22 protein-coding genes, 1 tRNA gene and 1 pseudogene are annotated in these 22,701 nt (G+C 68.6%); 12 read left to right on the top strand and 12 right to left on the bottom strand.

Annotated elements, in window-relative coordinates; genetic code table 11:
• Nucleotides 1-625: pseudogene (locus BGM09_RS02795) on the bottom strand (hypothetical protein); the annotation flags it as partial.
• Nucleotides 626-1,009: 384 nt separating this feature from the next.
• On the opposite strand from BGM09_RS02795, the gene BGM09_RS02790 reads away from it, so the two are divergent.
• The 3 genes from BGM09_RS02790 to xerC all read left to right on the top strand — a co-directional run bounded on the left by BGM09_RS02790 (nt 1,010) and on the right by xerC (nt 3,157).
• Entirely contained in the window at nt 1,010-1,528 is a 519-nt protein-coding gene (locus tag BGM09_RS02790) for a helix-turn-helix domain-containing protein (RefSeq protein WP_223186200.1), read from the top strand.
• 199 nt (nt 1,529-1,727) lie between these two features.
• The gene (locus BGM09_RS02785; RefSeq protein ID WP_223186199.1) at nt 1,728-1,937 is read left to right on the top strand and encodes an excisionase family DNA-binding protein; all 210 of its coding nucleotides are present in this window, start codon (nt 1,728-1,730) and stop codon (nt 1,935-1,937) included.
• A complete protein-coding gene (xerC, locus tag BGM09_RS02780; RefSeq protein WP_188279744.1) occupies nt 1,934-3,157 on the top strand; it encodes a tyrosine recombinase XerC in 1,224 nt (407 codons plus the stop codon). Before BGM09_RS02785 ends, xerC begins: the two co-directional genes overlap by 4 nt.
• Nucleotides 3,158-3,231: 74 nt before the next feature.
• Here xerC and BGM09_RS02775 read toward each other — a convergent pair.
• The 7 genes from BGM09_RS02775 to galU all read right to left on the bottom strand — a co-directional run bounded on the left by BGM09_RS02775 (nt 3,232) and on the right by galU (nt 8,604).
• A tRNA-Ala gene (locus tag BGM09_RS02775) sits at nt 3,232-3,305 on the bottom strand.
• Nucleotides 3,306-3,392: 87 nt separating this feature from the next.
• Nucleotides 3,393-4,472 (bottom strand): hypothetical protein, encoded by a 1,080-nt coding sequence (locus BGM09_RS02770; protein ID WP_188279743.1) that lies wholly within the window; start codon nt 4,470-4,472, stop codon nt 3,393-3,395.
• Nucleotides 4,473-4,589: 117 nt separating this feature from the next.
• Entirely contained in the window at nt 4,590-5,210 is a 621-nt protein-coding gene (locus BGM09_RS02765; protein ID WP_188279753.1) for a GNAT family N-acetyltransferase, read from the bottom strand.
• Nucleotides 5,207-5,755 carry a molybdenum cofactor biosynthesis protein B gene (locus BGM09_RS02760; RefSeq protein WP_188279742.1) on the bottom strand — a complete coding sequence of 183 codons (549 nt, stop codon included), beginning with the start codon at nt 5,753-5,755 and terminating at the stop codon, nt 5,207-5,209. Before BGM09_RS02760 ends, BGM09_RS02765 begins: the two co-directional genes overlap by 4 nt.
• The gene (gene moaC / locus BGM09_RS02755; protein ID WP_188279741.1) at nt 5,752-6,234 is read right to left on the bottom strand and encodes a cyclic pyranopterin monophosphate synthase MoaC; all 483 of its coding nucleotides are present in this window, start codon (nt 6,232-6,234) and stop codon (nt 5,752-5,754) included. Before moaC ends, BGM09_RS02760 begins: the two co-directional genes overlap by 4 nt.
• 106 nt (nt 6,235-6,340) lie before the next feature.
• Nucleotides 6,341-7,693: a gephyrin-like molybdotransferase Glp gene (glp, locus tag BGM09_RS02750; RefSeq protein ID WP_188279740.1), complete on the bottom strand. Its 1,353-nt coding sequence runs from the start codon at nt 7,691-7,693 to the stop codon at nt 6,341-6,343.
• Nucleotides 7,690-8,604, bottom strand: a complete 915-nt coding sequence (gene galU / locus BGM09_RS02745; protein ID WP_188279739.1) for a UTP--glucose-1-phosphate uridylyltransferase GalU — start codon at nt 8,602-8,604, stop codon at nt 7,690-7,692. The genes glp and galU overlap by 4 nt, the downstream gene beginning before the upstream one ends.
• Before the next feature lie 82 nt (nt 8,605-8,686).
• Between galU and BGM09_RS02740 the strand changes: the two genes are divergently transcribed.
• Entirely contained in the window at nt 8,687-9,280 is a 594-nt protein-coding gene (locus BGM09_RS02740; RefSeq protein WP_188279738.1) for a 5-formyltetrahydrofolate cyclo-ligase, read from the top strand.
• Between the two features lie 53 nt (nt 9,281-9,333).
• On the opposite strand, the gene BGM09_RS02735 is transcribed toward BGM09_RS02740, so the two are convergent.
• The gene (locus tag BGM09_RS02735; protein ID WP_188279737.1) at nt 9,334-12,048 is read right to left on the bottom strand and encodes a penicillin acylase family protein; all 2,715 of its coding nucleotides are present in this window, start codon (nt 12,046-12,048) and stop codon (nt 9,334-9,336) included.
• A gap of 157 nt (nt 12,049-12,205) precedes the next feature.
• On the opposite strand from BGM09_RS02735, the gene BGM09_RS02730 reads away from it, so the two are divergent.
• The 6 genes from BGM09_RS02730 to mscL all read left to right on the top strand — a co-directional run bounded on the left by BGM09_RS02730 (nt 12,206) and on the right by mscL (nt 17,993).
• Nucleotides 12,206-13,735 carry a potassium/proton antiporter gene (locus BGM09_RS02730; protein WP_188279752.1) on the top strand — a complete coding sequence of 510 codons (1,530 nt, stop codon included), beginning with the start codon at nt 12,206-12,208 and terminating at the stop codon, nt 13,733-13,735.
• A 295-nt stretch (nt 13,736-14,030) separates the two neighbouring features.
• On the top strand, nt 14,031-15,281 hold the full coding sequence (locus BGM09_RS02725) for an MFS transporter (RefSeq protein ID WP_223186206.1): 1,251 nt from the start codon (nt 14,031-14,033) through the stop codon (nt 15,279-15,281).
• Nucleotides 15,282-15,347: 66 nt separating this feature from the next.
• Nucleotides 15,348-15,680, top strand: coding sequence for an FmdB family zinc ribbon protein (locus BGM09_RS02720; protein ID WP_188279736.1), 333 nt, complete (start codon nt 15,348-15,350; stop codon nt 15,678-15,680).
• Nucleotides 15,681-15,773: 93 nt separating this feature from the next.
• Entirely contained in the window at nt 15,774-16,631 is an 858-nt protein-coding gene (locus tag BGM09_RS02715; protein ID WP_188279735.1) for an S-methyl-5'-thioadenosine phosphorylase, read from the top strand.
• A gap of 189 nt (nt 16,632-16,820) precedes the next feature.
• On the top strand, nt 16,821-17,420 hold the full coding sequence (locus BGM09_RS02710) for a hypothetical protein (RefSeq protein ID WP_188279734.1): 600 nt from the start codon (nt 16,821-16,823) through the stop codon (nt 17,418-17,420).
• 102 nt (nt 17,421-17,522) lie between these two features.
• Entirely contained in the window at nt 17,523-17,993 is a 471-nt protein-coding gene (gene mscL / locus BGM09_RS02705; RefSeq protein ID WP_317452500.1) for a large conductance mechanosensitive channel protein MscL, read from the top strand.
• 13 nt (nt 17,994-18,006) lie between these two features.
• Here mscL and BGM09_RS02700 read toward each other — a convergent pair whose 3' ends face one another.
• Nucleotides 18,007-18,231 (bottom strand): hypothetical protein, encoded by a 225-nt coding sequence (locus BGM09_RS02700; RefSeq protein ID WP_188279732.1) that lies wholly within the window; start codon nt 18,229-18,231, stop codon nt 18,007-18,009.
• Between the two features lie 281 nt (nt 18,232-18,512).
• Here BGM09_RS02700 and BGM09_RS02695 point away from each other — a divergent pair, with 281 nt between their 5' ends.
• Both BGM09_RS02695 and BGM09_RS02690 read left to right on the top strand, forming a co-directional pair.
• Nucleotides 18,513-19,595, top strand: coding sequence for a PLP-dependent cysteine synthase family protein (locus tag BGM09_RS02695; protein WP_223186198.1), 1,083 nt, complete (start codon nt 18,513-18,515; stop codon nt 19,593-19,595).
• A 62-nt stretch (nt 19,596-19,657) separates the two neighbouring features.
• A complete protein-coding gene (locus BGM09_RS02690; RefSeq protein WP_188279730.1) occupies nt 19,658-20,887 on the top strand; it encodes a low temperature requirement protein A in 1,230 nt (409 codons plus the stop codon).
• Here the strand turns inward: BGM09_RS02690 and BGM09_RS02685 are convergent.
• Nucleotides 20,845-21,579, bottom strand: a complete 735-nt coding sequence (locus BGM09_RS02685) for a VIT family protein (RefSeq protein ID WP_188279729.1) — start codon at nt 21,577-21,579, stop codon at nt 20,845-20,847. The two genes, BGM09_RS02690 and BGM09_RS02685, sit on opposite strands and share 43 nt — an antisense overlap.
• Nucleotides 21,580-21,702: 123 nt before the next feature.
• A complete protein-coding gene (locus tag BGM09_RS02680) occupies nt 21,703-22,701 on the bottom strand; it encodes an RNA polymerase sigma factor RpoD/SigA (RefSeq protein ID WP_188279728.1) in 999 nt (332 codons plus the stop codon).

Here is a 22,701-nt window from a genome sequence, read left to right as displayed (position 1 = left end):
TGTGCTCGCTGCCCACCACCCTCAGGACGTAGCGGTCGCGCTGGTGCCCGGCGTTGAGCAGGCCGCGCATCTCCTCGTTCTTCTCCGCCATCTTCGGGCTGCCGAAGATCGTGTCGGCCTCGTCCACCAGGAGGGTGGGCGGCTCCTCGGTGATGGACCGGAAGACCGCGGCCGGTGTGGAGTTCACAGTCAGCACCGGGGCGTGGACGGTCTCGGCCAGCACGTCCAGCAGCCTCGACTTGCCGCACCGCTTCGCCGGGCCGACCACCGCCAGGCGCGGGGCATGCTGCCAGGCGGCCTGCAGGTGGGATGCGGCGACCCACAGCGTGGCCGCGTCCAGGGCCTCGCCGGAGGGCAGGACCACGAACCTGGCGATCAGCGCCCGCAGCCGCCTGAGCAGTTCGTCGCCCTCGGTCGGCGGTACGTCGGGTATCTCCGGCGGGCCGGCCGGCTCCTGCGGCCGGTCCGGTGCGGGTGCCCGCCCGGGGGCGGGGAGCGGAGATACGGCGTCGGGCTGGGAGGGCCGGTGGCTACCGCCTGGCTGTGCGACGGTCGGCCAGGTGCCGGTCGGTGGGATGGGGCTTGGGGCTGCGGGGCCGGGGCTGGAGGCAGTACTCTCGTTCACGGAGACTCCTTGCTCGGCGGGTTCCGGGGGGCAACCCGGTCCGCCGTTGGCTGACTGTCCTGGGATGGGCGGTGGCGTGGTTTCCGTCAGGCCCCCGGTGTTGGTAGCGCCGGGGGCTTTGTGCTGTGCGGCGTCAGTCTCGACAGGCGCTCAACCTCTTCCAGGTTGGGATCGCAATGCGGGATTAGAACATTCATATCACGGCGCCCGCCCGCCAGTCAAGCGCTTCTGGCATTCTTAGAGCATGCGATTCCAGCATGTTGGCCGGTCAGAGGTGGTCACGATTCCATAACGAACAACTCAACCGCTTGCGGCATGGATTCTTCATGCGGTATCGTTTTATTTCATCCCGGCGCGTCGAGACCGGGCCGAAGGGAGGCCGACATGTCCAGTCCGCACGCGCACCGCTACACGCCCCTGGAGGGCGAGGCCCTCGTGGCGCACAACATGAAGGTCCTGCGGAAGGCCGCACGCCTGTCCCAGGAAGACCTGGCCGAGCGCATGACCCGGCTCGGCTTCAAGTTCCACCAGACCCAGATCGCCAAGATCGAGAACGGCACCCGTCTGCTGCGCTTCGACGAGGTCGTCGGCCTGGCCAAGGCCCTCAACGTCCCCGCCGCCCACTTCATGACCGAAGCAGTCGCCGGCCCCGACGAGCCGGACTACGAACTGCAGGAGGCCGGCTACCGCGTCCAGAAGGCCGAGCAGGAGTGGAAGACCGCCCACGACATCGAGCAGGGCGCCAGATCCCGGCTCGACGAGGCCGAGCGCGAGTACGACGAGATCGCCGACCGCCTCGCGGCCCAGGGCGTGAACGTCGGCCAGGACACCGGACCCGAGTGGTACCCGGCCCCTAACTCCCCCTGGGACCCGCTGCGCAAGGGGCCGTCCGACGGCCAGTAGGAGGGTTCCCCCTCCACTGTCGACCGCTGCCGGAACGTCCTCTCGGCGCAGTCCGCCGCATCCGGCCCAGCCAGCCAACACCCGCACCGTCCCCGGCGCTACCAACGCCGAGGACAGCCAAGCGGTACGCGTCACCACCGCCCATCCCACCAGTCAGCACGGCAGCGCGTTGCCCCGCGCCGCCGAGAGAAGAGACTCCATGCCCACCCCCATATCCGCCATGGAGCGGAAATGGTTCACCACCGCCGAGGTCGCCGACATGCTCGGCTTCGGCCTGTCCAAGACCAAGATGCTGGTCCTCACCGGCGAGATCCGCTCCGTCGTCATCGGCCGCAACCGCCGCATCCTCCCTGCCTGGGTCGACGAGTACGTCGCACACGTCGTCGCCACCGCCGAGGAGGCAGCGTGAGTACCAAGCGCAGCAACGGCGAAGGCTCCATCTACCCGTACAAGAACGGCCACGCGGCCTACGTCTGGGTCACCAAGCCGGACGGCAAGCGCGCCCGCAAGTACGTCTACGGCAAGTCCCGTGACGAGGTGCACGACAAGTGGATCAGGCTGCATGCCGAGGCGAAGAACGGACCGGTGAGCACCTCTTCGCCCACCCTGGGCCCTTATCTGACCCGGTGGTTGGCCGAGGTCGTGGACCCGGACCTGAAGCCCAAGACGGCCGAGACGTACGCCATGCACGTCCGGCTCTACATCACCCCCGGCCTTGGGGCGAAGCGGCTCGACAAGCTCACCGTGCGGGACATCCGCACCTGGGTGAACACCCTGCTCGCTCAGTGCCAATGCTGCGCTCAGGGCAAGGACGCGAAGCGGGACAGGCCCCGCTGCTGTGCGGCCGGAGCCTGCTGCAAACAGCTCGCCTCCCGCAGGACAGTCCAGGACGCGCGTGCTGTGCTGCGGTCGGCCCTGACCAACGCCATCACCGAGGAGCTGATCCCGAAGAACGTCGCGGCCCTGGTCAAGGTGCGCTCGGGGCGCAAGGTCAAGCGTCATCCGTGGTCGGTAGAAGAAGCGCGCGAGTTCCTCGAAGCAGCCCGGAGCGTTCGTGATCCGCTGTACACGGCCTACGTGCTCATCCTGGTCCTCGGCTTCCGACGCGGTGAGGTACTCGGGCTGACGTGGAAGAACGTGAACCTCGACGCAGGAGAGGTGACTGTAGACCTCCAGTTGCAGCGCATCCGACGCCAACTCGTGCACGACGAGACCAAGACCGAGGCATCGTCGGCGGTGCTGCCGTTGCCGCAGATCTGCGTGACCGCCCTGCGGCTGCGGCAGAAGGAACAGGAGGCGGCCAAGCAAGCGGCCGGTGAGCTGTGGACCGAGTCCGACTTCGTCTTCACCACGCGGTACGGAACGCCGGTCGAACCCCGCAACTTCAACCGCTCGTTCGCCTCCCGGTCGGACAAGGCTGGGGTGCGGCGGATTCGGCTGCACGACACTCGCCACACCTGCGGCTCGCTCCTGGCCGCGCTCGACGTGCACCCCCGGGTCGCGATGCAGATCCTCCGGCACAGCAAGATCGCGGTCACGATGGAGGTCTACACGCACATACCGTCCGAGGCGACCCGGAAGGCGTTGCGCAAGCTCGGCGAACACCTGGGCCAGCAGGCTCAAAAGTAGCTGCTGTACTTTGCTGCTGTACAGCGCGAAAAAGCCCCTCCCGAAGAACACCCGGGAGGGGCTTTGAGCTGCGGTGGACCTGAGGGGATTCGAACCCCTGACCCCCTCGATGCGAACGAGGTGCGCTACCGGACTGCGCCACAGGCCCTTGCAACGAGGAAAACTCTAGCATCCCGAGACGGGTGGTCGTGAACGTGATTCGCGCTGGTCCGGATGGCCGGGAAGCCTGGCAGGGCTACTCGTTGGCGGCGCGGGGGCGGTCGGAGGGATCGGCGTACTGGTCGAAGAGCGGGGTGCGGGGGGTGCGCGGGCGCGGGCGGCGCGGCTGGGGTGCGGCCGGGGCCGACTCCTGCGCGGCAGCCGCCGGGGCGGATTCCGCGGCGGCGGTGCCGGACCTGGCGGCGCTCCACGTGTCAGGCGCGCCGGGGTCGACGCCGCCCGGCGTACGGGGGGCGACCGGAGCCGTCACATAGGTGGGCAGCGGGACCGGTACGGGCTCCCAGCCGTCGTCGTTGTTCTGCTGCGCGCGCTGCTGGTCGACCCACTCGGCATGGTCGGTCTGCTCGACGAGAGCGCGCCGGTCGGCCGTGCGCGGCGAGGGCGCGGGGCGTTCGGCGGGCGCCGCCTGGTGCTGATGCTGATGCTGGTGCTCCTCGGCGGCCGGTTCCGGCCGGGCGCGCAGGCGTCGGGCGGCCTCGGCGGCGTACCGCTGGTCGATGCGCACCTCGAAGCGACGCCGCTCCTGGCGACGCATCTGGCCGATGTAGACCGTCAGCAGAACGGCCGGGACGGCGGGCGCCCAGAGCAGCGCGACGCCGCCGACAGCCGCCGCGACGGCGCCGACGGTGAAGCCGAGGAACAGCAGTGTCGTGGTGCGGCGACGGCGCGCGAGCACCTTGGCGCGCGGGTTGGGCACGCCGGAGCGGGCACCGTGCGCGCTGTGCGCACCATGTGCGCCGGACGCGCCCTGAGTACCGCGTGCTCCGTGGACGCCGTGGGCGCCGTGCGCGGCCTGCGGGATGCCCGGCCGCACCTCGGTCGCGGGCACGGCGAGTCCGCGGACGTCCACCGTTCCGGCGAGGTCGTCCTCGGATACGTCGTCGGCTGCGCCCTCCGCGGGTTCGACGCTCTCACCTCGCGCCTTCGCGACACGCCGCTCCATCGCCGCGCGCCCGGACAGAAGCCGGATGGCGGTGCTGAAGCGTTCCGTCGGACGCGCTTCGTTGAGCTCATCCTGCCTACGGAGCCACATGGGCACCAAGTAGGCAGCCCAGGCCCCGACGATGACTGCGTAGATGAGGCCACTACTGCTCACGCGCTACACGGTAGGGGTGATCGAGACACGCCATACGCAATTTGGCCCGGTGTGTCGCACGATCTGGCTGATATGCCGAGATTTTTTTGCGATTGGCTTCATTTTCGAACAATTGTTTTATTTCTGGTGCGTACCGGGCCTGGCCTGCCGCCAGCGGTTCAGCAACCCCTCCGGGACTTCCTCCGCCGTCAGCGCGTAGACCAGATGGTCCCGCCATCCACCGTCGATATGCAGATAGCGCGGACGCAGCCCCTCCTCCCGGAAGCCGAGCTTTTCGGCCACTCTGCGGCTGGGACCGTTCTCCGGGCGAATGCACACCTCGATGCGGTGCAGTCCGACGCGCCGGAAGCAGTGGTCGACGGCGAGCGCCACGGACGTCGGCATCACACCTCGCCCGGCGACCGCCTCATCCACCCAGTAACCGACGTGCGCCGAGCACATCGACCCCCAGGTGATGCCCGCGACAGTGAGCTGACCCGCGAGCCGCCCCTGGTACTCGATGACGAACGGCAGCATCCGGCCCGCGCTCGCCTCCGACCGCAGGTGCCGCACCATCTGACGGTACGTAGGGCGCTGCGCGACATGGCCGGGCGGGGCGGGCGGCACGGTCGCCTCCCACGGACGCAGCCAGTCGCGGTTGCGTCGGTTGACCTCGCGCCAGGCGCGCTGGTCACGCATCCGGATCGGGCGGAGGGTGATGTCACCGTCCACCAACTCAACCGGCCAGGACCCGTTCAGCTCGGTCTCCCAGGGACTGAAGTCGTTTGGTCATTCAAATGATCGCCGCCATGGATCTGGTCGACGGCGTGCACCAGGAGCGGGGCGAGTACGGCGAGGCCGTCCTTGACCCCGCCGCTCGAACCGGGAAGGTTCACCACCAGCGTGCGTCCGCACACCCCGGCCACGCCACGGGAGAGCACGGCGGTCGGCACCTTCGCCCGGCCCGCCGCACGGATCGCCTCGGCGATACCGGGGATCTCGTAGTCGAGCAGTTCCCTGGTGACCTCGGGGGTACGGTCCGTCGGCGAGATACCGGTGCCGCCGGTGGTCACCACCACGTCGTACGCGGCCTCGGCCGCCTCCCGCAGCGCCTCGCCGACGGGCGCGCCGTCGGGTACGACCCGCGGGCCGTCCACGGCGAAACCCAGCTCCTGGAGCGCGGCGACGATCAGCGGGCCGCCGCGGTCCTCGTACACGCCTGCGGAGGCGCGGTTGGACGCGGTGACGGCGAGCGCGCGCAGAGTGCGGCCCTGCGCGGCCTGCGGTACGGCGGGGGCGGTCATGCGCGGTGCCAGTCGCCGGACTTGCCGCCGGTCTTCTCCTCGACCCGCACATCGGTGATGACCGCCGCCTTGTCGACGGCCTTCACCATGTCGATGACCGTGAGCGCGGCGACGGTGACCGCGGTCAGCGCCTCCATCTCCACCCCGGTGCGGTCGGTGGTCTTCACGGTGGCGGCGATCTCCACGGCGTCGTCGGCGACCACCAGGTCGACTGTCACACCGGACACCGCCAACGGGTGACAGAGCGGGATCAGGTCAGGGGTGCGCTTGGCGCCCATGATCCCGGCGATCCGCGCGGTGGCGATGGCGTCACCCTTCGGAACGCCTGCGCCGCGCAGAAGTTTGATGACGCTGGGATCGACCAGGACCCGTCCTGTCGCCCTGGCCGTGCGCGCGGTGACGTCCTTGGCGGAGACGTCGACCATTCGGGCCGCGCCTGCCTCGTCGAGGTGGGTGAGGTGCTGCTGCGCGCTGCTCATCGTTCTCCCGGTGCGGTCTCTTGGGCAGACACCGTACCGGCAGGGACCTCCGCGCGGCCCGCGGGTCCGCGCCGGCGTGCGCGCGGACCGCCCGGTGGCCGACCGCCTACGGCTCCAGCACCACCACTTCGACGTCCGCCCCGGCCTCGACCGAGGTGTCGGCTTCCGGTACGACAATCAGCGCGTCGGCGTGCGCGAGCGCCCTGACCAGGTGCGACCCGGAACCGCCGACCGCCGTGACCGTACCGGACGCCCGGTCGTAGTGACCGCGCAAGAACTGCCGCCTGCCTTCCGGCGATCTCTCGATCGCGGTGACGCACACCGCGCGCACGACCTCCCGGTGCACCGACCCGGCACCCATCAGCGTGCGGATCGCGGGGCGGACGAACAACTCGAAGGACACGTACGCGCTCACCGGATTGCCGGGCAGCGCGAGCAGCGGCGTGCGGTCGGGGCCGATCCGCCCGAAGCCCTGCGGCTTGCCCGGTTGCATCGCGAGTTTGCGGAAGTCGACATATCCACTTGGTGCGGAGATGTCACCCTCACCGTCGTCGCCGTTGACGTTCATCTCACTGCCGTCCGCGATCGACGACAGCGCTTCTTTGACGACGTCGTACGCGCCGACGCTCACCCCACCGCTGGTGACGATGATGTCGGCGCGGATGAGCTGGTCCTCAATGGTGGCGCGAAGCGTCTCCACCTCGTCGGCGACAGCGCCGACGCGATACGCGATGGCGCCGGCCGCCCACGCGGCGGCGGTGAGCGCGAAACTGTTGGAGTCGTAAATCTGACCGGGCCCGAGGTCCTCACCCGGCTGCACCAACTCGCTGCCGGTGGACACCACGACCACCCGCGGCCGGGGCCGCACCTTGACGGCGCCGCGCCCGATCGCCGCGAGCAGCCCGATCTGCGCCGGGCCGAGAATCGTACCGGCGGCCAACGCCAGCTCCCCCGCGGCGGCATCACTGCCACGAGCCCGCACGAACTGCCCGTGCTCCACCGGCCGGTGCACCCGCACCTCACCCGCCGCGCCGGCCGGGTCGGCGCTGTGCGCGGTCATACTCACCGCCGGGCCGCCACCGGTGCCGCCGTCGGTCCACTCCACCGGCACGACACCCTCAGCTCCGGGCGGCAGCGGGGCGCCTGTCATGATCCTGGCGGCCTGACCCGGTCCCACCGTGGGCAGTTCGCCGCTCCCCGCCGCCACATCGCCGACCACGTCGAGCACCGCCGGGTGCTCCTCGGTCGCCGCCTTGGTGTCGGCGACCCGTACCGCGTAGCCGTCCATGGAACTGTTCTCGAACGGTGGCAGCGCAACCGGCACCGTGACGTCCTCGACCAGCACACACCCCTGCGCGTCGAGGATCTGCAGCTCGATCGGTTCCAGCGGGGTCAGTTGGCCCAGGATGCTGTCGAGATGTTCGGAGACGGACCACACCCGGTCGGCGTCATGACTCACTCTTGCATCTCCTCGGTGACGTACGAACGCAGCCAGGTCCGGAAATCTGGCCCCAGGTCATCACGTTCGCATGCCAGTCGGACAATCGCACGCAGATAGTCACCGCGGTCACCGGTGTCGTAACGCCGCCCGGTGAACACCACACCATGCACCGGCCCGCCGGTGTCGTCCCGGTGCGACAACTCACGCAACGCGTCGGTGAGCTGGATCTCGCCGCCACGCCCCGGCTCGGTCTTCTTCAGCACATCGAAGACGGCGGCGTCGAGCACATAGCGGCCGATGACCGCGAACGACGACGGCGCCTGGTCGGGGTGCGGCTTCTCCACCAGGTCCGTGACGCGCACGACATCGTCGTCACTCGTCGGCACTATGGCGGCGGAGCCATAGAGGTGAATCTGCGAAGGGTCGACCCGCATCAGCGCGACGACACTGCCGCCGTGTCGCTCCTGGACCTCCACCATGCGCGCCAGCAACGGGTCGCGGGGGTCGATGAGGTCATCACCGAGCAGAACGGCGAACGGCTGGTCACCGACGTGCGGTTCGGCGCACAGCACCGCGTGACCGAGGCCCTTCGGATCACCCTGGCGCACATAGTGCATGGTCGCCAGACCGCTGGATTCGCGCACCCGCGCGAGCCGGGACTCATCACCCTTGCGGGTGAGTGCTTCCTCCAGCTCGTAGTTGCGGTCGAAATGGTCCTCCAGGGCGCGCTTGTTGCGTCCTGTGATCATGAGCACATCGGAGAGCTGTGCGGACACGGCTTCCTCGACCACGTACTGAATAGCCGGCTTGTCGACCACGGGAAGCATTTCCTTGGGCGTCGCCTTGGTCGCCGGCAGGAAGCGGGTACCAAGACCGGCGGCAGGGATGACAGCCTTGCTGATCCGGGTACGGGGATGTGATTGCGTCATGCCGTGCACCATAGCGGGCAAGTATTTGCCCGAAGACGAAGGTCCGACTGGTTGTGACGGATTGGTGACGGATGCGTGTGGTATGAGCGACGCCCGCGAGCGAAAAGCAGCACTGCGGACCCGGCTCCTGCGCACCCGACGCGACCTTACCGCCGCCGACCGCGCCGCCGCAGCCACAGCGCTCTCGCAGACAGTACGCGGCCTACCCGAGCTGGCTGGGCCCGGACCAGTAGCCGCCTATGTGTCGATCGGCGCGGAACCCGGCACCAGGGAGCTGATCGAGGCCCTGCGGAACGCCGGTACGCACGTCCTGCTGCCCGTCCTGCTCAACGACAACGACCTGGACTGGGCCGCATACGACGGCCGCGACGCCCTGCGACGCACCGGGCGCGGCCTGTTCGAGCCGACCGGCGAGCGTCTCGGCCCCCAAGCCGTCACCAAGGCGCGGGCCGTCCTGCTGCCCGGCCTCGCCGTGGACGCGCGCGGTGTACGTCTTGGCCGCGGCGGCGGCTCGTACGACCGCGTCCTCGGGCGACTGAGGGCGGCCGCAGTCGATCCGCTTCTCATGGTGCTGCTCTACGCGCACGAGGTGGTCGAACGGGTCCCGCAGGAGCCGCACGACCACCTCGTCCACCTGGCGGTGACGCCGGAAGGAGTACACCGCTTCACCAGGTGACGTCATTCGCGCTTGACGTTTTCCGTCACCAGGTGCGCGATAGCCGGTGTGATTTACGGAGTGAGTGCCATCTTCGCCTTGGTGGCCTTGTCCACCTGCTCGGCGGAGAACACCCAGGGGAGAAGTTCGCCGTTGGCCCACATATTGGTCTGGTCGGTGTAATGCGCGTTGTAGACATGTCCTGACGCGCCGGTCAGATTGATCCACCGGGACTTGTCGAGGTCCTGGAGATTGACGATCATCCGCATGGACGGGACCCAGACGACGTCGTAACCGCCCGCCGCGTTCCAGCCGGTCGCGTTCACGGCCGCCTCACCGCCGCCGAGCTGCCAGGGGCCGCGGTTGAGCAGCCACTTGAGCACGGCGGGGCCTTCGGTTCCCAGCGTCTGGTTCTTCAGCTCCAGCTTGTGGAGGCGGCCCCAGCTCCAGGTGTCGATGTCCTTGCCGAGCTTGGCGGTCAACTCGTAGCGGGCGTCCTTCATGGCCTGTTCAAGGAGCTGGTCACGGTCGCTGTGGTGCTTCTTGTCGGGGTCGCCGCTGAAGAACGCTGTTGTCGACATCGTCCACCAGGGGCTGTTCTGCTGCGGCAACATCTTGCGAACGACCTCGAACCACCGGTCGCCGCCGTCCGGCTGCGCCTCGTCGGCGTCCCGCTCGCCGCACTCCTGGACCGTGCCGGTGCTGCCGTCGAGATTGTCGACCGGCCCGGTCTGACCCGCTGGGGGCACACGCAGACACTGGCCCGCAGGACGCAGTTCCTTGGGCAGCTTGTTTCCGAAGGCGAGCTTCAGGACATTACGCCACACCGCGTTGAAGTACGCGGCGGCGGCGGAGTCGGCGTCCTGGTTGAAGTCCCAGCCCTCCAGCAGTTGCTGCGCCTTGCGTACGTAGTCACCCTTGTCGTTCGTAATGTTGATCTTCAGAAGATACGGAACGAGAAGCTTGGCGATCTCACTGCTGCTGTCGCCCTGCATCGACTGCATGTCGTCCATGGAGACCTTGCCGCCGTCCTTGATCTTGGACGCGATGAGGTCGTTGATGCGCTGACTCCTGGTGCCGTACCCCCAGTCCTCGGTCAGCAGGTACGGGTACTTGCTCTGATCGATGACGGCCTGGTTGGCAGTCACGATGTATCCGCGGGAGGGGTTGTACTCGTACGGCATCGACTTGAACGGGATCGTGCCCGTCCAGTCGTAGTGCGAGTCCCAGCCGGGCACCGGGTACGTACCGTCCACACCGTCGGCGCGCGTCGGCACCTGGCCCGGCGCCTGGTAGCCGATGTTGCCCTTGGTGTCGGCGTAGATCAGATTCTGCGACGGGACCGCGAAGTCGGCGGCAGCGGCGCGGAACTGGTCGAAGTTCGTCGCCTTGTCGAGTTCGAAGACGGCGTCCATGGTCTTCGAAGGCTCGAGCGCTGTCCACCTCAGAGCGACGGCGTAACCACTGTTGACGCCGCCCGGTGGATCGGTGACGGGTGCGGTCTGTCCGACGATACGGATCTCGTCGCTGCGGTCGGAGATCACGGGGCCGTTGTTGGTTTCGCGCACCGTAATAGTGCGGCTTTTACCGCCCGCGACCTTGATGGTCTCCTGGCGCGTCTTGAAGGGCAGTTGCTTGCCGTCGTAGAGATAGGTGCCCGCCGTGACCTTCTCCAGGTAGAGGTCGGTGACGTCCGCACCCAGGTTGGTCATTCCCCAGGCGATGCTCTGGTTGTGGCCGATGACGACCCCTGGCATTCCTGAGAAGGTGTAACCGGCGACGTCGTACGGGCAGGCAGCGTTCACCACCCGACAGTGCAGGCCCATCTGGTACCAGAGCGAGGGAAGCTGCGGTGCCAAGTGCGGGTCATTGGCCAGCAGCGGCTTGCCGGTGGTGGTGTAGGTGCCGGACACCACCCATGAGTTGGAGCCGATGCCGTCACCCGACGGACCGAGCAGCGCCGGCATCTGGTCAATGATCTGCGAGATCCCCGAAAGCTGCGTGTTGACCGAGCTGCTGAGTCCCTGCGGGCCGCTGGACGACGCGGGCTCATACGCGCCGGTGATCTTGTTGACGGAACCGCCGTCCACGATCGGCCGGTTGCGGTCGTACGGATACGCCGGGTAGAGCTGCTTGATCTGCGCCTGGCTGAGGCGGCTGGTCATCAGGGCGCGGTCGATCTCGTCCTGCATGTTGCCGCGCAGGTCCCAGGCCATCGCCTTGAGCCAGGCAACGGAGTCGACCGGTGTCCAGGGCGCGGGTTTGTAGTCGTTGCTCAACGACAGCGCCGCGTACTCGACCGACAGTCCGGCGCCGCTGTGGTCCTTGAGGTAGGCGTTGACACCGTCGGAGTACGCCTGGAGGTACTTCTTGGTGGTGGCGTCGAGCTTGGTGTCGTATTCCTTCTGCGCGACGCCGCGCCAGTTCAGGGTGCGCAGGAAAGCGTCGGTCTCGACCTGGCCCTTGCCGAACATCTCGGACAGCCGCCCCGAGGTGAGGTGGCGGCGTACGTCCATCTCGTAGAACCGATCCTGCGCCTGGACGAAGCCCTGGGCGCGGAAAAGGTCCTCGGGGCTGTCGGCGTAGACCTGGGGGATGCCGTTCGCGTCGCGCATGACGTCGACGGGCCCTGACAGGCCCTTGAGCTTCAGGGAGCCCGATGTCTGCGGGAAGGAGGCGCGGACGGTGCTCACGCTCCAGTAGGACCCGAATCCGATGCCCGCTACGAGCAGCAGCACGAACGCGATCACGATGAAGCGTACGCGGCGGGATTTCTTCCGTGCGGGCATCGCTGTCCTTCGAGGGGCAGGGCGGACCGGTGATCAAGGTGCTCGTTGTGCAAGGGCAACCATAGGGGCAGCCCAGCGGTCGGCGGCCGGTGGGCCGTGGAATGTCAAGAGAGCGTAAAATGTTAGGTAAGGCAACGAAGTTGAAAGGACCGGCACCCTGACTGTCCACCATCTCAACGAGATCCTGCTGGTCGGCGCCTCAGTACTGCTGGTCGCGGTCGTGGCCGTGCGCCTCGCCTCACGCAGTGGCCTTCCCACTCTGCTCATCTACCTGGGCATTGGCGTCATCATGGGCCAGGACGGCGTTTTCGGCTTCACCTTCAACGACGTCCAGCTCACCCAAGTCCTGGGTTATGCCGCACTGGTGGTGATCCTCGCCGAAGGCGGACTTGGTACGAAATGGCAGGAAATCAAACCGGTACTGCCCGCCGCCGCGGTGTTGTCGACATTCGGCCTGATGCTGAGCGTCTTGGTCACGGCCGGCGCCGCGCACTATCTGGTGGGCCTCGACTGGCGGCAGGCGCTGATCATCGGCGCGGTGGTGTCATCGACGGACGCGGCCGCAGTCTTCTCCGTGCTCCGCAATGTGGCGCTCCCCAAGCGCGTGACCGGCGTCCTGGAAGCCGAGTCGGGCTTCAACGACGCCCCTGTCGTGATCCTGGTGGTCGCCTTCTCCGCGGCGGGCCCTGTCGACCACTGGTACCACCTGGTGGGCGAGATCGCGCTGGAGTTGGTCATCGGTGCGGCGATCGGGCTCGCGGTCGGCTGGTGCGGCGCCTACGGCCTCAGACACGTCGCCCTGCCCGCCTCCGGCCTCTATCCGATCGCCGTCATGGCCATCGCCGTCACCGCCTACGCCGCAGGTGCCATGGCACATGGCTCCGGTTTCCTCGCCGTCTACATCGCCTCACTCATCCTGGGCAACGCCAAACTTCCCCACCGGCCCGCGACTCGCGGTTTCGCCGAAGGACTCGGCTGGATCGCTCAGATCGGCCTGTTCGTCCTGCTTGGTCTGCTCATCACACCCCACGAGCTGGGTGACGATGTCGTCCCCGCCCTGATCATCGGACTGTTCCTGACCGCGGTCGCCCGGCCCGCCTCCGTGATCGCCAGCCTGCTCCCCTTCCGCATCCCCTGGCGCGAACAGGCGCTGATGTCCTGGGCGGGGCTGCGCGGCGCGGTGCCGATCGTGCTCGCCACCATCCCCATGGTGGCGGGAATCACCGACAGCAAGCGGATCTTCAACATCGTCTTCGTCCTGGTGATCGTCTACACCATCGTGCAGGGGCCGACCTTGCCATGGGTCGCCCGCCGACTGCGGCTGTCCGGCGACAGCAACGGCGACGCCGCCGACCTCGGCATCGAATCCGCTCCGCTGGAACGGCTCCAGGGTCACCTGTTGTCCGTCGCCATCCCCAACGGCTCGCGCATGCACGGCGTCGAGGTGGACGAACTGCGGCTGCCTACCGGAGCTGCCGTCACCCTGGTGGTACGCGAGGGCTCCAGTTTCGTACCGCTGCCGTCGACCGTGCTGCGGCGCGGCGACGAACTGCTCGTCGTGACCACCGATCCAGTACGGGACGCTGCCGAGGACCGGCTGCGGGCCGTGGGCCGAGGCGGCAAACTCGCCGGGTGGCTCGGGGAGAAGTCGCCTGGTCGGCAACGCGGCCGACCAGGCGACCGATAAATCCGATCAACGTCCGGACCGCACCAGGTGCGCGAAAACGGCTTCGGTCTCCGCGTATCATGGTGAGGTATTTGTCGAGTTCAACCTCTGTCTGACGCAGAGCCGGCGCGGATTTCCGCGCTGAGCGGACGGCTCTCGGCGCGGTCATTCGCGGACCTGGATCCGCGCACGCGCTACCAGGCGGCAGAAAGTCCAGGCTGTGGCATCCAAGGTGCCCACCTCACCGTCCACGTCCCCACCCGGGACAACGCCCACGCCGTCCGCTGTCGAAGCAAAGACCGGCTACCGGCAACTACTGCGCACCCCCGGCGCGTGGGCCTTCCTGCTCCCCGGCTTCGCCGCCCGGCAGCCATTCGCGATGCTCACCATCGGCATGGTGCTGCTCGTCGAGCACACCACTGGCTCCTACGGCACAGCGGGAGCCGCCGCAGCCGTCACCGGGGTCGCGATGGCCCTGTGCGCCCCGAGGAGCGGCCGATTGGCCGACCGCTTCGGGCAACGCGCCGTCCTCGTACCAGGCGTCGCCCTGCACACCGCCTCCGTCATCGGGCTGGTGACTCTCGCGCTGACCCATGCGCCTACCTGGACGCTGTTCGCGGCGGCCGTGCCCGCGGGTGCCACCGTGCCGCAGATCGGGCCCATGGTGCGCGCCCGCTGGGCGGTGGCGTTGAACGGCTCGGCCACCGCGCCGTCCAGCGCTGCCTCTCCCCTGATGACAACGGCCGCGGCCTTCGAGTCGGTGACCGACGAGTTCACCTTCGTCATCGGCCCTGTACTCGCCACCGCGCTGTGCACCGCGGTGCACCCGGCCGCCGGACTGATCACCGAGGCGGCGCTGACCCTTGGGGGAGGAATCCTCTTCGCCGCGCAGAGAAGTACCGCGCCGCGCCCGCACCCCACCAGAGCGGGCGTCAGCGCAAAGCCCGTCTCCGCCTTGTCCGTACCCGGAGTGCGCGCGCTTGCCGTCGCCTTCCTCGGCATCGGCGCCGTCTTCGGCGGCATGCAGGTGTCGCTGACCGCCTTCACCCAGGAAATCGGCCGGCCCGGCATCAGCGGCCTGCTGTACGGGACCTTCGCGGCAGGGAACATGCTGGCGGGCGTCGTCTACGGCGCGGTCGCCTGGCGCCGCAGCCCCCGTGCCCGGCTGCTCGCGGCATACGCGGCCCTGACACTCGCCTGCGCCCCGCTGTGGGCCGTCCACGCCGTACCAGTGCTGGCGCCGCTCGGGCTGCTGGTGGGCCTGTGCATCGCACCCACGCTCATCACTGGCTACACGATGGTGGACGCCCTCGTGCCGGGCGAGTCCCGGACGGAGGCGTTCACGTGGCTGACGGGGGCGGTCGCGCTCGGGCAGGCGGCCGCCGTCACGACGGCCGGGCTGCTGGCCGACCACGCTGGCTCGCACGCCGGTTTCACGGTGCCGTTGGCCGGTACCGCGCTGGCACTCGTGGTGCTGGTGGGGCTCCGCGAGAGGCTGGTGCCACAATCGCGAGGAGTGGTCACGTCGGGTGTGATCGGTCACCGTGCGGCGGTCCCGGTGGACTGACGCCGGGAAATACTGCACTATTGAGCGTCGTTAGCACTCAATGAGTGAGAGTGCCAGGAGGAGCAAGTGCCGACGTACCAGTACCAGTGCACCGAGTGCGGCGAGGGCCTCGAGGCGGTGCAGAAGTTCAGCGATGACGCGTTGACCGAGTGCCCCAACTGCGGCGGACGCCTGCGCAAGGTCTTCTCCGCCGTGGGCGTGGTCTTCAAGGGCTCCGGTTTCTACCGGACCGACAGCCGCGGCTCGTCCACGAGCAGCGCGCCTGCCGCCAAGAGCGGCAACTCGGAGAGCAAGTCCGACAGCAAGCCGTCCTCCGGCTCGTCGTCGGGTTCATCGTCCGGCTCCTCTTCGGGTTCCGGCACGGGCTCCTCGTCCTCGAACAGCACGTCGGCGGCCTGAGCCCTTCCGAGGCTTCCGCGGATTTTACGAACCCCCGCCGTTTTCACGGTGGGGGTTTCGTGGTGTGCCCGGCACCGCAATAGGGTGATCGACATGGTGCAGAGCAGCAGTGCGACGGACGCGCAGGCCGAGATCGGCGTCATCGGCGGATCCGGCTTCTACTCCTTCCTCGACGATGTGAGCGAAATCACGGTCGAGACTCCCTACGGCCCGCCGAGCGACTCGCTGTTCGTCGGTGAGGTAGCGGGGCGCCGGGTGGCGTTCCTGCCCCGACACGGCCGCAAGCACCATCTACCACCGCACAAGATCAATTACCGCGCCAATTTGTGGGCGTTGCGGTCCGTCGGCGCGCGCCAGGTGCTCGGTCCATGCGCGGTGGGCGGTCTGCGCACCGAGTTCGGTCCCGGCACGCTGCTGGTGCCCGACCAACTCGTGGACCGTACGAAGTGGCGCGCCCAGTCGTACTTCGACGGCGAGACACGAGCCGACGGTCAGGTACCGAACGTGGTGCATGTGACCTTCGCCGACCCGTACTGCCCGGTGGGCCGGAAGGCCGCCGTCGACACGGCACGGTCGGGCGGCTGGGAGGCGGTCGACGGCGGAACGCTGGTGGTGGTCGAGGGTCCTCGCTTCTCGACCCGCGCGGAATCGCTCTGGCACGCGGCACAGGGCTGGTCCGTGGTCGGGATGACCGGCCACCCCGAGGCCGTGCTCGCCCGCGAACTGGGGCTTTGCTACACGTCGTTGACACTGGTCACCGATCTGGACGCGGGCGCCGACACCGGAGAGGGCGTCTCCCACGAGGAGGTGCTGGAGGTCTTCGCGGCTAATGTCGGCCGGATGCGGGACGTGCTCTTCGACCTGATCGGCGAACTGCCGAACAACGACGCGCGGGACTGTCTGTGCGTGGACTCGCTGGGGGGCCAGGACCCGGGGATCATCCTCCCCTAGCACGCGGACTCCCGTATCCCATAGCTCCTGGCTTCCGAGAAGCGGTAATTCACGCCTCTGGGTGGCCGAGTTATCCACAAGCCGGGAGTTGTCCACAGGGATCGAAGCGCTGTCGGCGCCGTGCGCGATGGTGGATGCAACGACCGGACTTCCCGGTATCGAGCACCTCACATCAGGCGGTGGTCCGTCATGTCCTGCTCCCCCACTCCCTATTCGGCTCCGGCATCCCCCGAGCCGTACACGCCGCCGCGTTGCGCGGTGCCGGACTTCCCGCCGATCCGGGCGGGCGGCCGACGGCAGTTCCTGCGGCGGTCGCCGGGGCGCCGACGACGCTCGTTGGCCTTCGGTCTGGCGCTGACGGCCGCCGCGCTGGCGGCGTCCGCGGCGCACGGGACCGGCCCGCGTCATGACGCGGCGGCCCCACGCGGACCCGCGCTGGCGACGGACAGCGGCAGCGCCCACGCAACGACGGTACCGGTGCCCCATGACGTGGCCGAGGTGCTGGTCAGGGCACCGGTGCGGATCGCCGACGCAGCGGCCGTTGCCCTGCTGCATCCCGGCGATCGGATCGATGTGCTGGCCAGTTCGCGGGTGGTGGCGTCGAACGCGACCGTTGTGGCCGTGCCGGGCCGCGCGGACGACTCGAAGCCCGCAGGAGAGTCCGCCGCGCCCGATGCCAGTGGCAGTGGAGGCGGCGGGGCGCTGGTCGTCCTCGCCGTGCCACGCCTTACGGCGGCGGCACTCTCCGGCGCGGCCGTCTCGTCACCTCTGGCGGTGACCTTGTGCTGAATCACCCGTTCGTGGAAGGCGATTGGACACGCCGAACCCGCATTGCCTTCTATGGCGGAACCCATCATTCCGCCACATCGGCGTCACGGAAGAGGCAAAGCGGTGACCGACAAGAACAAGCCGGGCGTGCTGGCAGGCTTCAAGGAATTCATCACGCGTGGGAACGTGATCGACCTCGCGGTCGCGGTCGTCATCGGTGCCGCGTTCACCAACATCGTGAACTCCGTGGTGAACGGCGTGATCAATCCCCTGGTCGGTGCCTTCGGTACGAAGGATCTCGTTGGGTACTCGTCCTGTCTGAAAGGCCCGTGCGTCGTCAACGACAAGGGCGAGACGATCAGCGGGATCCACATCCTGTGGGGCTCGGTGCTGAGCGCCGTCCTGACGTTCCTGATCACCGCGGCGGTCGTGTACTTCTTGATGGTCGTACCGATGTCCCGCTACCTGGCGCGGCAGGCGAGCAAGCGCAAGCACGACGAGGTGGTGGAGAAGGCGGCCGAGGTCGAGGAGATCACACTGCTGCGCGACATCCGCGACGCGCTGGTCTCGCCGCGCAGCGGGGGCGGGAACTGATCGTCCGCTCGGCTCAGAGGTGGTGCGGCGGCTTCTCGTTCAGGAAGCGCGTGAAGTCGTCGTCATCGGCCGCCGAACCGGAGGGCCGCTCGCCCCAGCCACGGTCGGTGTCGTCAGACGAGGGGCGGTCGAGCGGATCGTCGAAGACGAGGCCCGAGGGTCCCACCGGGGGTACGACGGCCGGGGCGGGCTCGTCGCCTGGGTTCTCGGCCGAGGTGCGATCGGGGGCGCTGCTCATGCCCCCAGGATACGGCGGGGCGCTGGCGGCCGGGCTGTCGTCCCTGCTCAAGCTGCCGGAGGGAGATACCCCAAGTGTCCGTTTGAGGCAAAGGGCCGGATATACCTGGCCGCATGCAGACACCGGACTCGACGCCCTCGCCCGCACCGGCAGCCGTACGCCCGGACGCGGAGAGCGTGGAACAGCAACGCGCACAGACACACGTACCGGAGCGGGACCACGTAGAGGCGCAGGCGCGAGAACAGGATCTCGACCGAAGCGACCTCGCGTACCGTCGCTGGTTGAGCGAGGCTGTGGGGAAGGTCCATGCCGACGCCAATCGGTCCGCCGATACCCATTTGCTGTCAGTTCCGCTCCCGGCGGACTGGGGCGTCGACCTCTATCTGAAGGACGAGTCCACGCACCCGACAGGCTCGCTGAAGCACCGCCTGGCGCGCTCGCTGTTCCTGTACGCCCTGTGCAACGGCTGGATCCGGCCGGGGCGGCCGGTGATCGAGGCGTCCAGTGGATCGACGGCGGTCTCGGAGGCGTACTTCGCCCGGCTGATCGGTGTCCCCTTTGTGGCCGTGATGGCACATGGGACGGTGCGGTCGAAGATCGAGCTGATCGAGTTCCACGGGGGCCGATGTCATCTGGTCGACGACCCGTGCGAGGTGTACGGGACGGCGGCGCGGCTGGCGCGGGAGACCGGCGGCCACTACATGGATCAGTTCACGTACGCGGAGCGGGCGACGGATTGGCGGGGCAACAACAACATCGCCGAGTCGATCTTCCGGCAGATGGCGGTCGAGCGGTTCCCAGTCCCGACGTGGATCGTGGCGACGGCCGGCACCGGGGGGACGTCGGCGACACTGGCCAGGTACGTGCGGTACGCCCAGGCGACGACGGGGATCTGCGTCGCGGATCCGGAGAACTCAGCGTTCTTTCCGGGCTGGCGGGATCACGATCCGGCGGTGACGACCGGAGCGGGGTCGCGTATCGAGGGGATCGGCCGCCAGCGGGTGGAGCCGAGTTTCGTGCCGGGCGCGATCGACCGCATGATGCGGGTCCCGGACGCCGCTTCCGTCGCGTGCGTGCGCGTCCTGGAGCGCCTGCTCGGCCGCCGGGCGGGCGCGTCAACCGGCACCGGGTTGTGGGCCGCTTTCCGGATCATCTCCGAGATGCGCGAACGCGGTGAACAGGGCAGCGTGGTGGGCCTGTTGTGTGATCCGGGTGAGCGTTACCTGGAGAAGTACTACTCGGATGGCTGGCTGGCCGAGCAAGGCATCCGGATCGGCCCTTATGTGGAGCGCGTCGAGCGTTTCCTGACCACGGGGGAGCTGGCGCGGGCGGATTCGCCGAGCGGGCAGGCGAGTCGGGGCTGAGCGGCCTGGAATTCCGCGCGGCGCGCTGCGCGTAGTGCCTGCCGTCCTCCATGGTGTCCTCCATGACTGAACCGACGAATCCGGCAGGTCCGGTGGCCAGGACCAGCGGCGCGTTGCGCCGGATGACGGCACGCAGCCGCGATGAGGAACACCGTGCCTCGACGCCACTTGAACTGTTCTTCGACCTGTGTTTCGTGGTCGCGGTCGCGCAGGCGGGCGTCCGGCTGGTGCATGCCGCTGTGGAGGGGCATCCGGGGCACGGCGTGACTGGTTACCTGTTGGTTTTCTTCGCCATCTGGTGGGCGTGGGTCAACTTCTCATGGTTCGCCTCCGCGTACGACACGGACGATGTGCCATACCGGATCACCACGCTGGTGCAGATCGTCGGTGTGCTGATGCTTGCGGCGGGTGTGCCGCGCGCCTTCGACAGCGGTGACTTCCGGTTGGCGGTGTGCGGATACGCGGTAATGCGGCTGGCGTTGGTGACGCAGTGGCTGCGGGCGGCCAGGGCCGAGACGGGCGCGGCCCGGGGGACGGCTCTGCGCTACGCGTTCGGGGTGACATTGTGCCAAGTGGGCTGGATGACACTGCTGTTGCCGCACGGGGCGCCGCCGGTGTGGGCATTCGTGCTGTTGGCGGTGGCGGAGATGTCGGTTCCTGTGCTGGCGGAGCGGGCGGCACCGACGACGTGGCATCCGCATCACATCGCGGAGCGGTACGGATTGTTCACGATCATCGTGCTCGGGGAGTCGGTGTCCTCGGCGACCATCGCCGTACAGTCGGCGGCCGACGAGCACGACGCGCTCGGTGAGTTGTTGCCGATCGCGGTCGGTGGGTTGCTGATTGTATTCGCCGCATGGTGGATCTACTTCGCGGTGCCGATCCATGACCACCTGGTGTCCAACAGGCAGGCATTCCTGTGGGGTTACGGCCACTTCGCGGTGTTCGGTTCGGCGGCGGCGATCGGGGCGGGGATGGAGATCGCCGTCGAGCAGGCGGTCGGGAAAGCGGAGATCTCGACAAGGGTGGCAGCGGCCTGGGTCACGGTTCCCGCCGCGGTGTTTCTCATCACCGTCTGGCTGTTGCACTCACGGCACTACAAGCGGGGTCTCGCGCAGCAGCTCACGCTGCCGGTCTCGGGGGTGGTGGTGTTGGCGTGCACCTTCACGGGGTCGCATGCCGTGTTGTGGGCGGGGGTGGTGTGTGCGGTCACGGTGGCGGTGGCGGTGACATTGCAGGCGCGGGGTGGTCAGACGGCGCCGGTCGCGCCGAGGAGCTCGCCGACTGCGTAGGTGATGGCCATCGCGATGGCGCCGCCAGCGGCGTTGCGGAGGATGGCGGGGCCGGTCGGTGCGCTGCCGAGGCGGGCGCTCGCCCAGCCGCAGCCGACGAGGGCCAGCAGGACGGAGACGACTGTGACGGCCAGGCGCCATGAGGTGGGTGGCAGGACGATGGCCAGGAGCGGGAGCAGGGCGCCGATGGTGAAGGAGACGAAGCTGGCGCCGGCGGCGTGCCAGGGGTTGGCGAGTTCATCGGGGTTGATGCCGAGTTCGACGCGGGCGTGGGCGCCGAGGGCGTCGCGTTCGGTGAGTTGCTCGGCAACTTCGCGGGCGAGTTCCTGGCTGATGCCGCGGTCTTCGAGGAGGCCGGTGAGTTCGTCGAGTTCGGCTTGGGGGGTGGTGGCGAGTTCTTCGCGTTCCAGGGCGAGGGCGGCCTGTTCGGAGTCGCGTTGTGTGCTGACGGAGACGTATTCGCCCGCTGCCATGGACAGGGATCCCGCGAGGAGTCCGGCCATGCCCGCGGTCAGGAGTGTGGAGCGGGAGTCGGTGGCTCCCGCGACGCCGACGACCAGGCCCGCGGTGGACACGATGCCGTCGTTGGCGCCGAGTACGGCGGCTCGCAGCCAGTTGAGCCGGGTGCCGAGTCCGTCGTGGTGGGGCTCGTTCTTGTGGGGCCCGGCTTCGGCGTCGGTCTGATCGTCCATAGGCGGAAGCGTCTCACCCGCGGCGGCAGTGCCCGGTCAGGCGGTTGTGGGTGTCGCGGACAGGCCGAACCCCGGTGCGGGGGGGAATGCACCGGGGTTCGGGTCTGTGGGGAAGCGAGCCGGTCAGGCGGCTTCGTATTGGTCGAGGCCGGTCGCGCGGGCCATCCGCTTGAGGTCGGCCAGTGCGTGCTTCTCGATCTGCCGGATGCGCTCGCGCGTCAGTCCGTGCTGCTTGCCGACCTCGGTGAGGGTGCGCTCGCGGCCGTCGACGATGCCGTAGCGGGCGCGGATGATGGAGGCGGTGCGGTCGTCGAGGCGGTCGATCAGTCCGTCCAGTTCCTCGCGGCGGAGCATGACGAGCACGGAGTCCTCGGGGGACGGCGCGGCGCCGTCTTCCACCAGGTCACCGAATTCGGTCTCGCCCTCGGCGTCGACGGACATGTTGAGCGACACCGGGTCGCGGGCCCAGTCGAGGACGTCGGTGACGCGCCCGGGAGTGGATGCCAGCTCGGTGGCGATCTCCGCGGGCTCCGCGTCGCGGCCGTGCTCGCGGTTGAACTCGCGCTGCACGCGGCGGATGCGGCCCAGTTCCTCGACGAGGTGGACGGGCAGCCGGATGGTGCGGGACTGGTCGGCGATGGAGCGGGTGATGGCCTGACGGATCCACCAGGTCGCGTAGGTGGAGAACTTGAAGCCCTTGGCGTAGTCGAACTTCTCGACGGCGCGTACCAGGCCCGCGTTCCCCTCCTGGATCAGGTCGAGGAGCGGCAGTCCGCTGCGCGGGTAGCGGCGGGCCACGGCCACGACGAGCCGGAGGTTGGAACGGATGAAGACGTCCTTGGCCTGCTCGCCCGCGGCGACGATGGCCTCGAGCTCCTCGCGGCGGGCGTCACCGCCGGCCTTTGCGGGCAGTCCGGGATCGGTTGCGAGTATGCGTTCTGCGTAGACGCCCGCTTCGATGTCGCGGGACAGTTCCACTTCCCTGGCGGCGTCGAGCAGCGGGGTGCGCGCGATCTCGTCCAGGTACATGCCGACGAGGTCGCGGTCGGCGACTTCCCCGCCTGCGGCGCGAACGCTACTGGTCCCGCCAGCGTGACGACGGGCGACGGCACGGGTTGCCAT

This window comes from Streptomyces sp. CBMA29 (assembly GCF_014596445.1).
Lineage (GTDB): Bacteria > Actinomycetota > Actinomycetes > Streptomycetales > Streptomycetaceae > Actinacidiphila.
The sequence above is the reverse complement of the archived record's forward strand: the minus strand, read 5'-3'. Positions and strand labels throughout refer to the sequence as shown.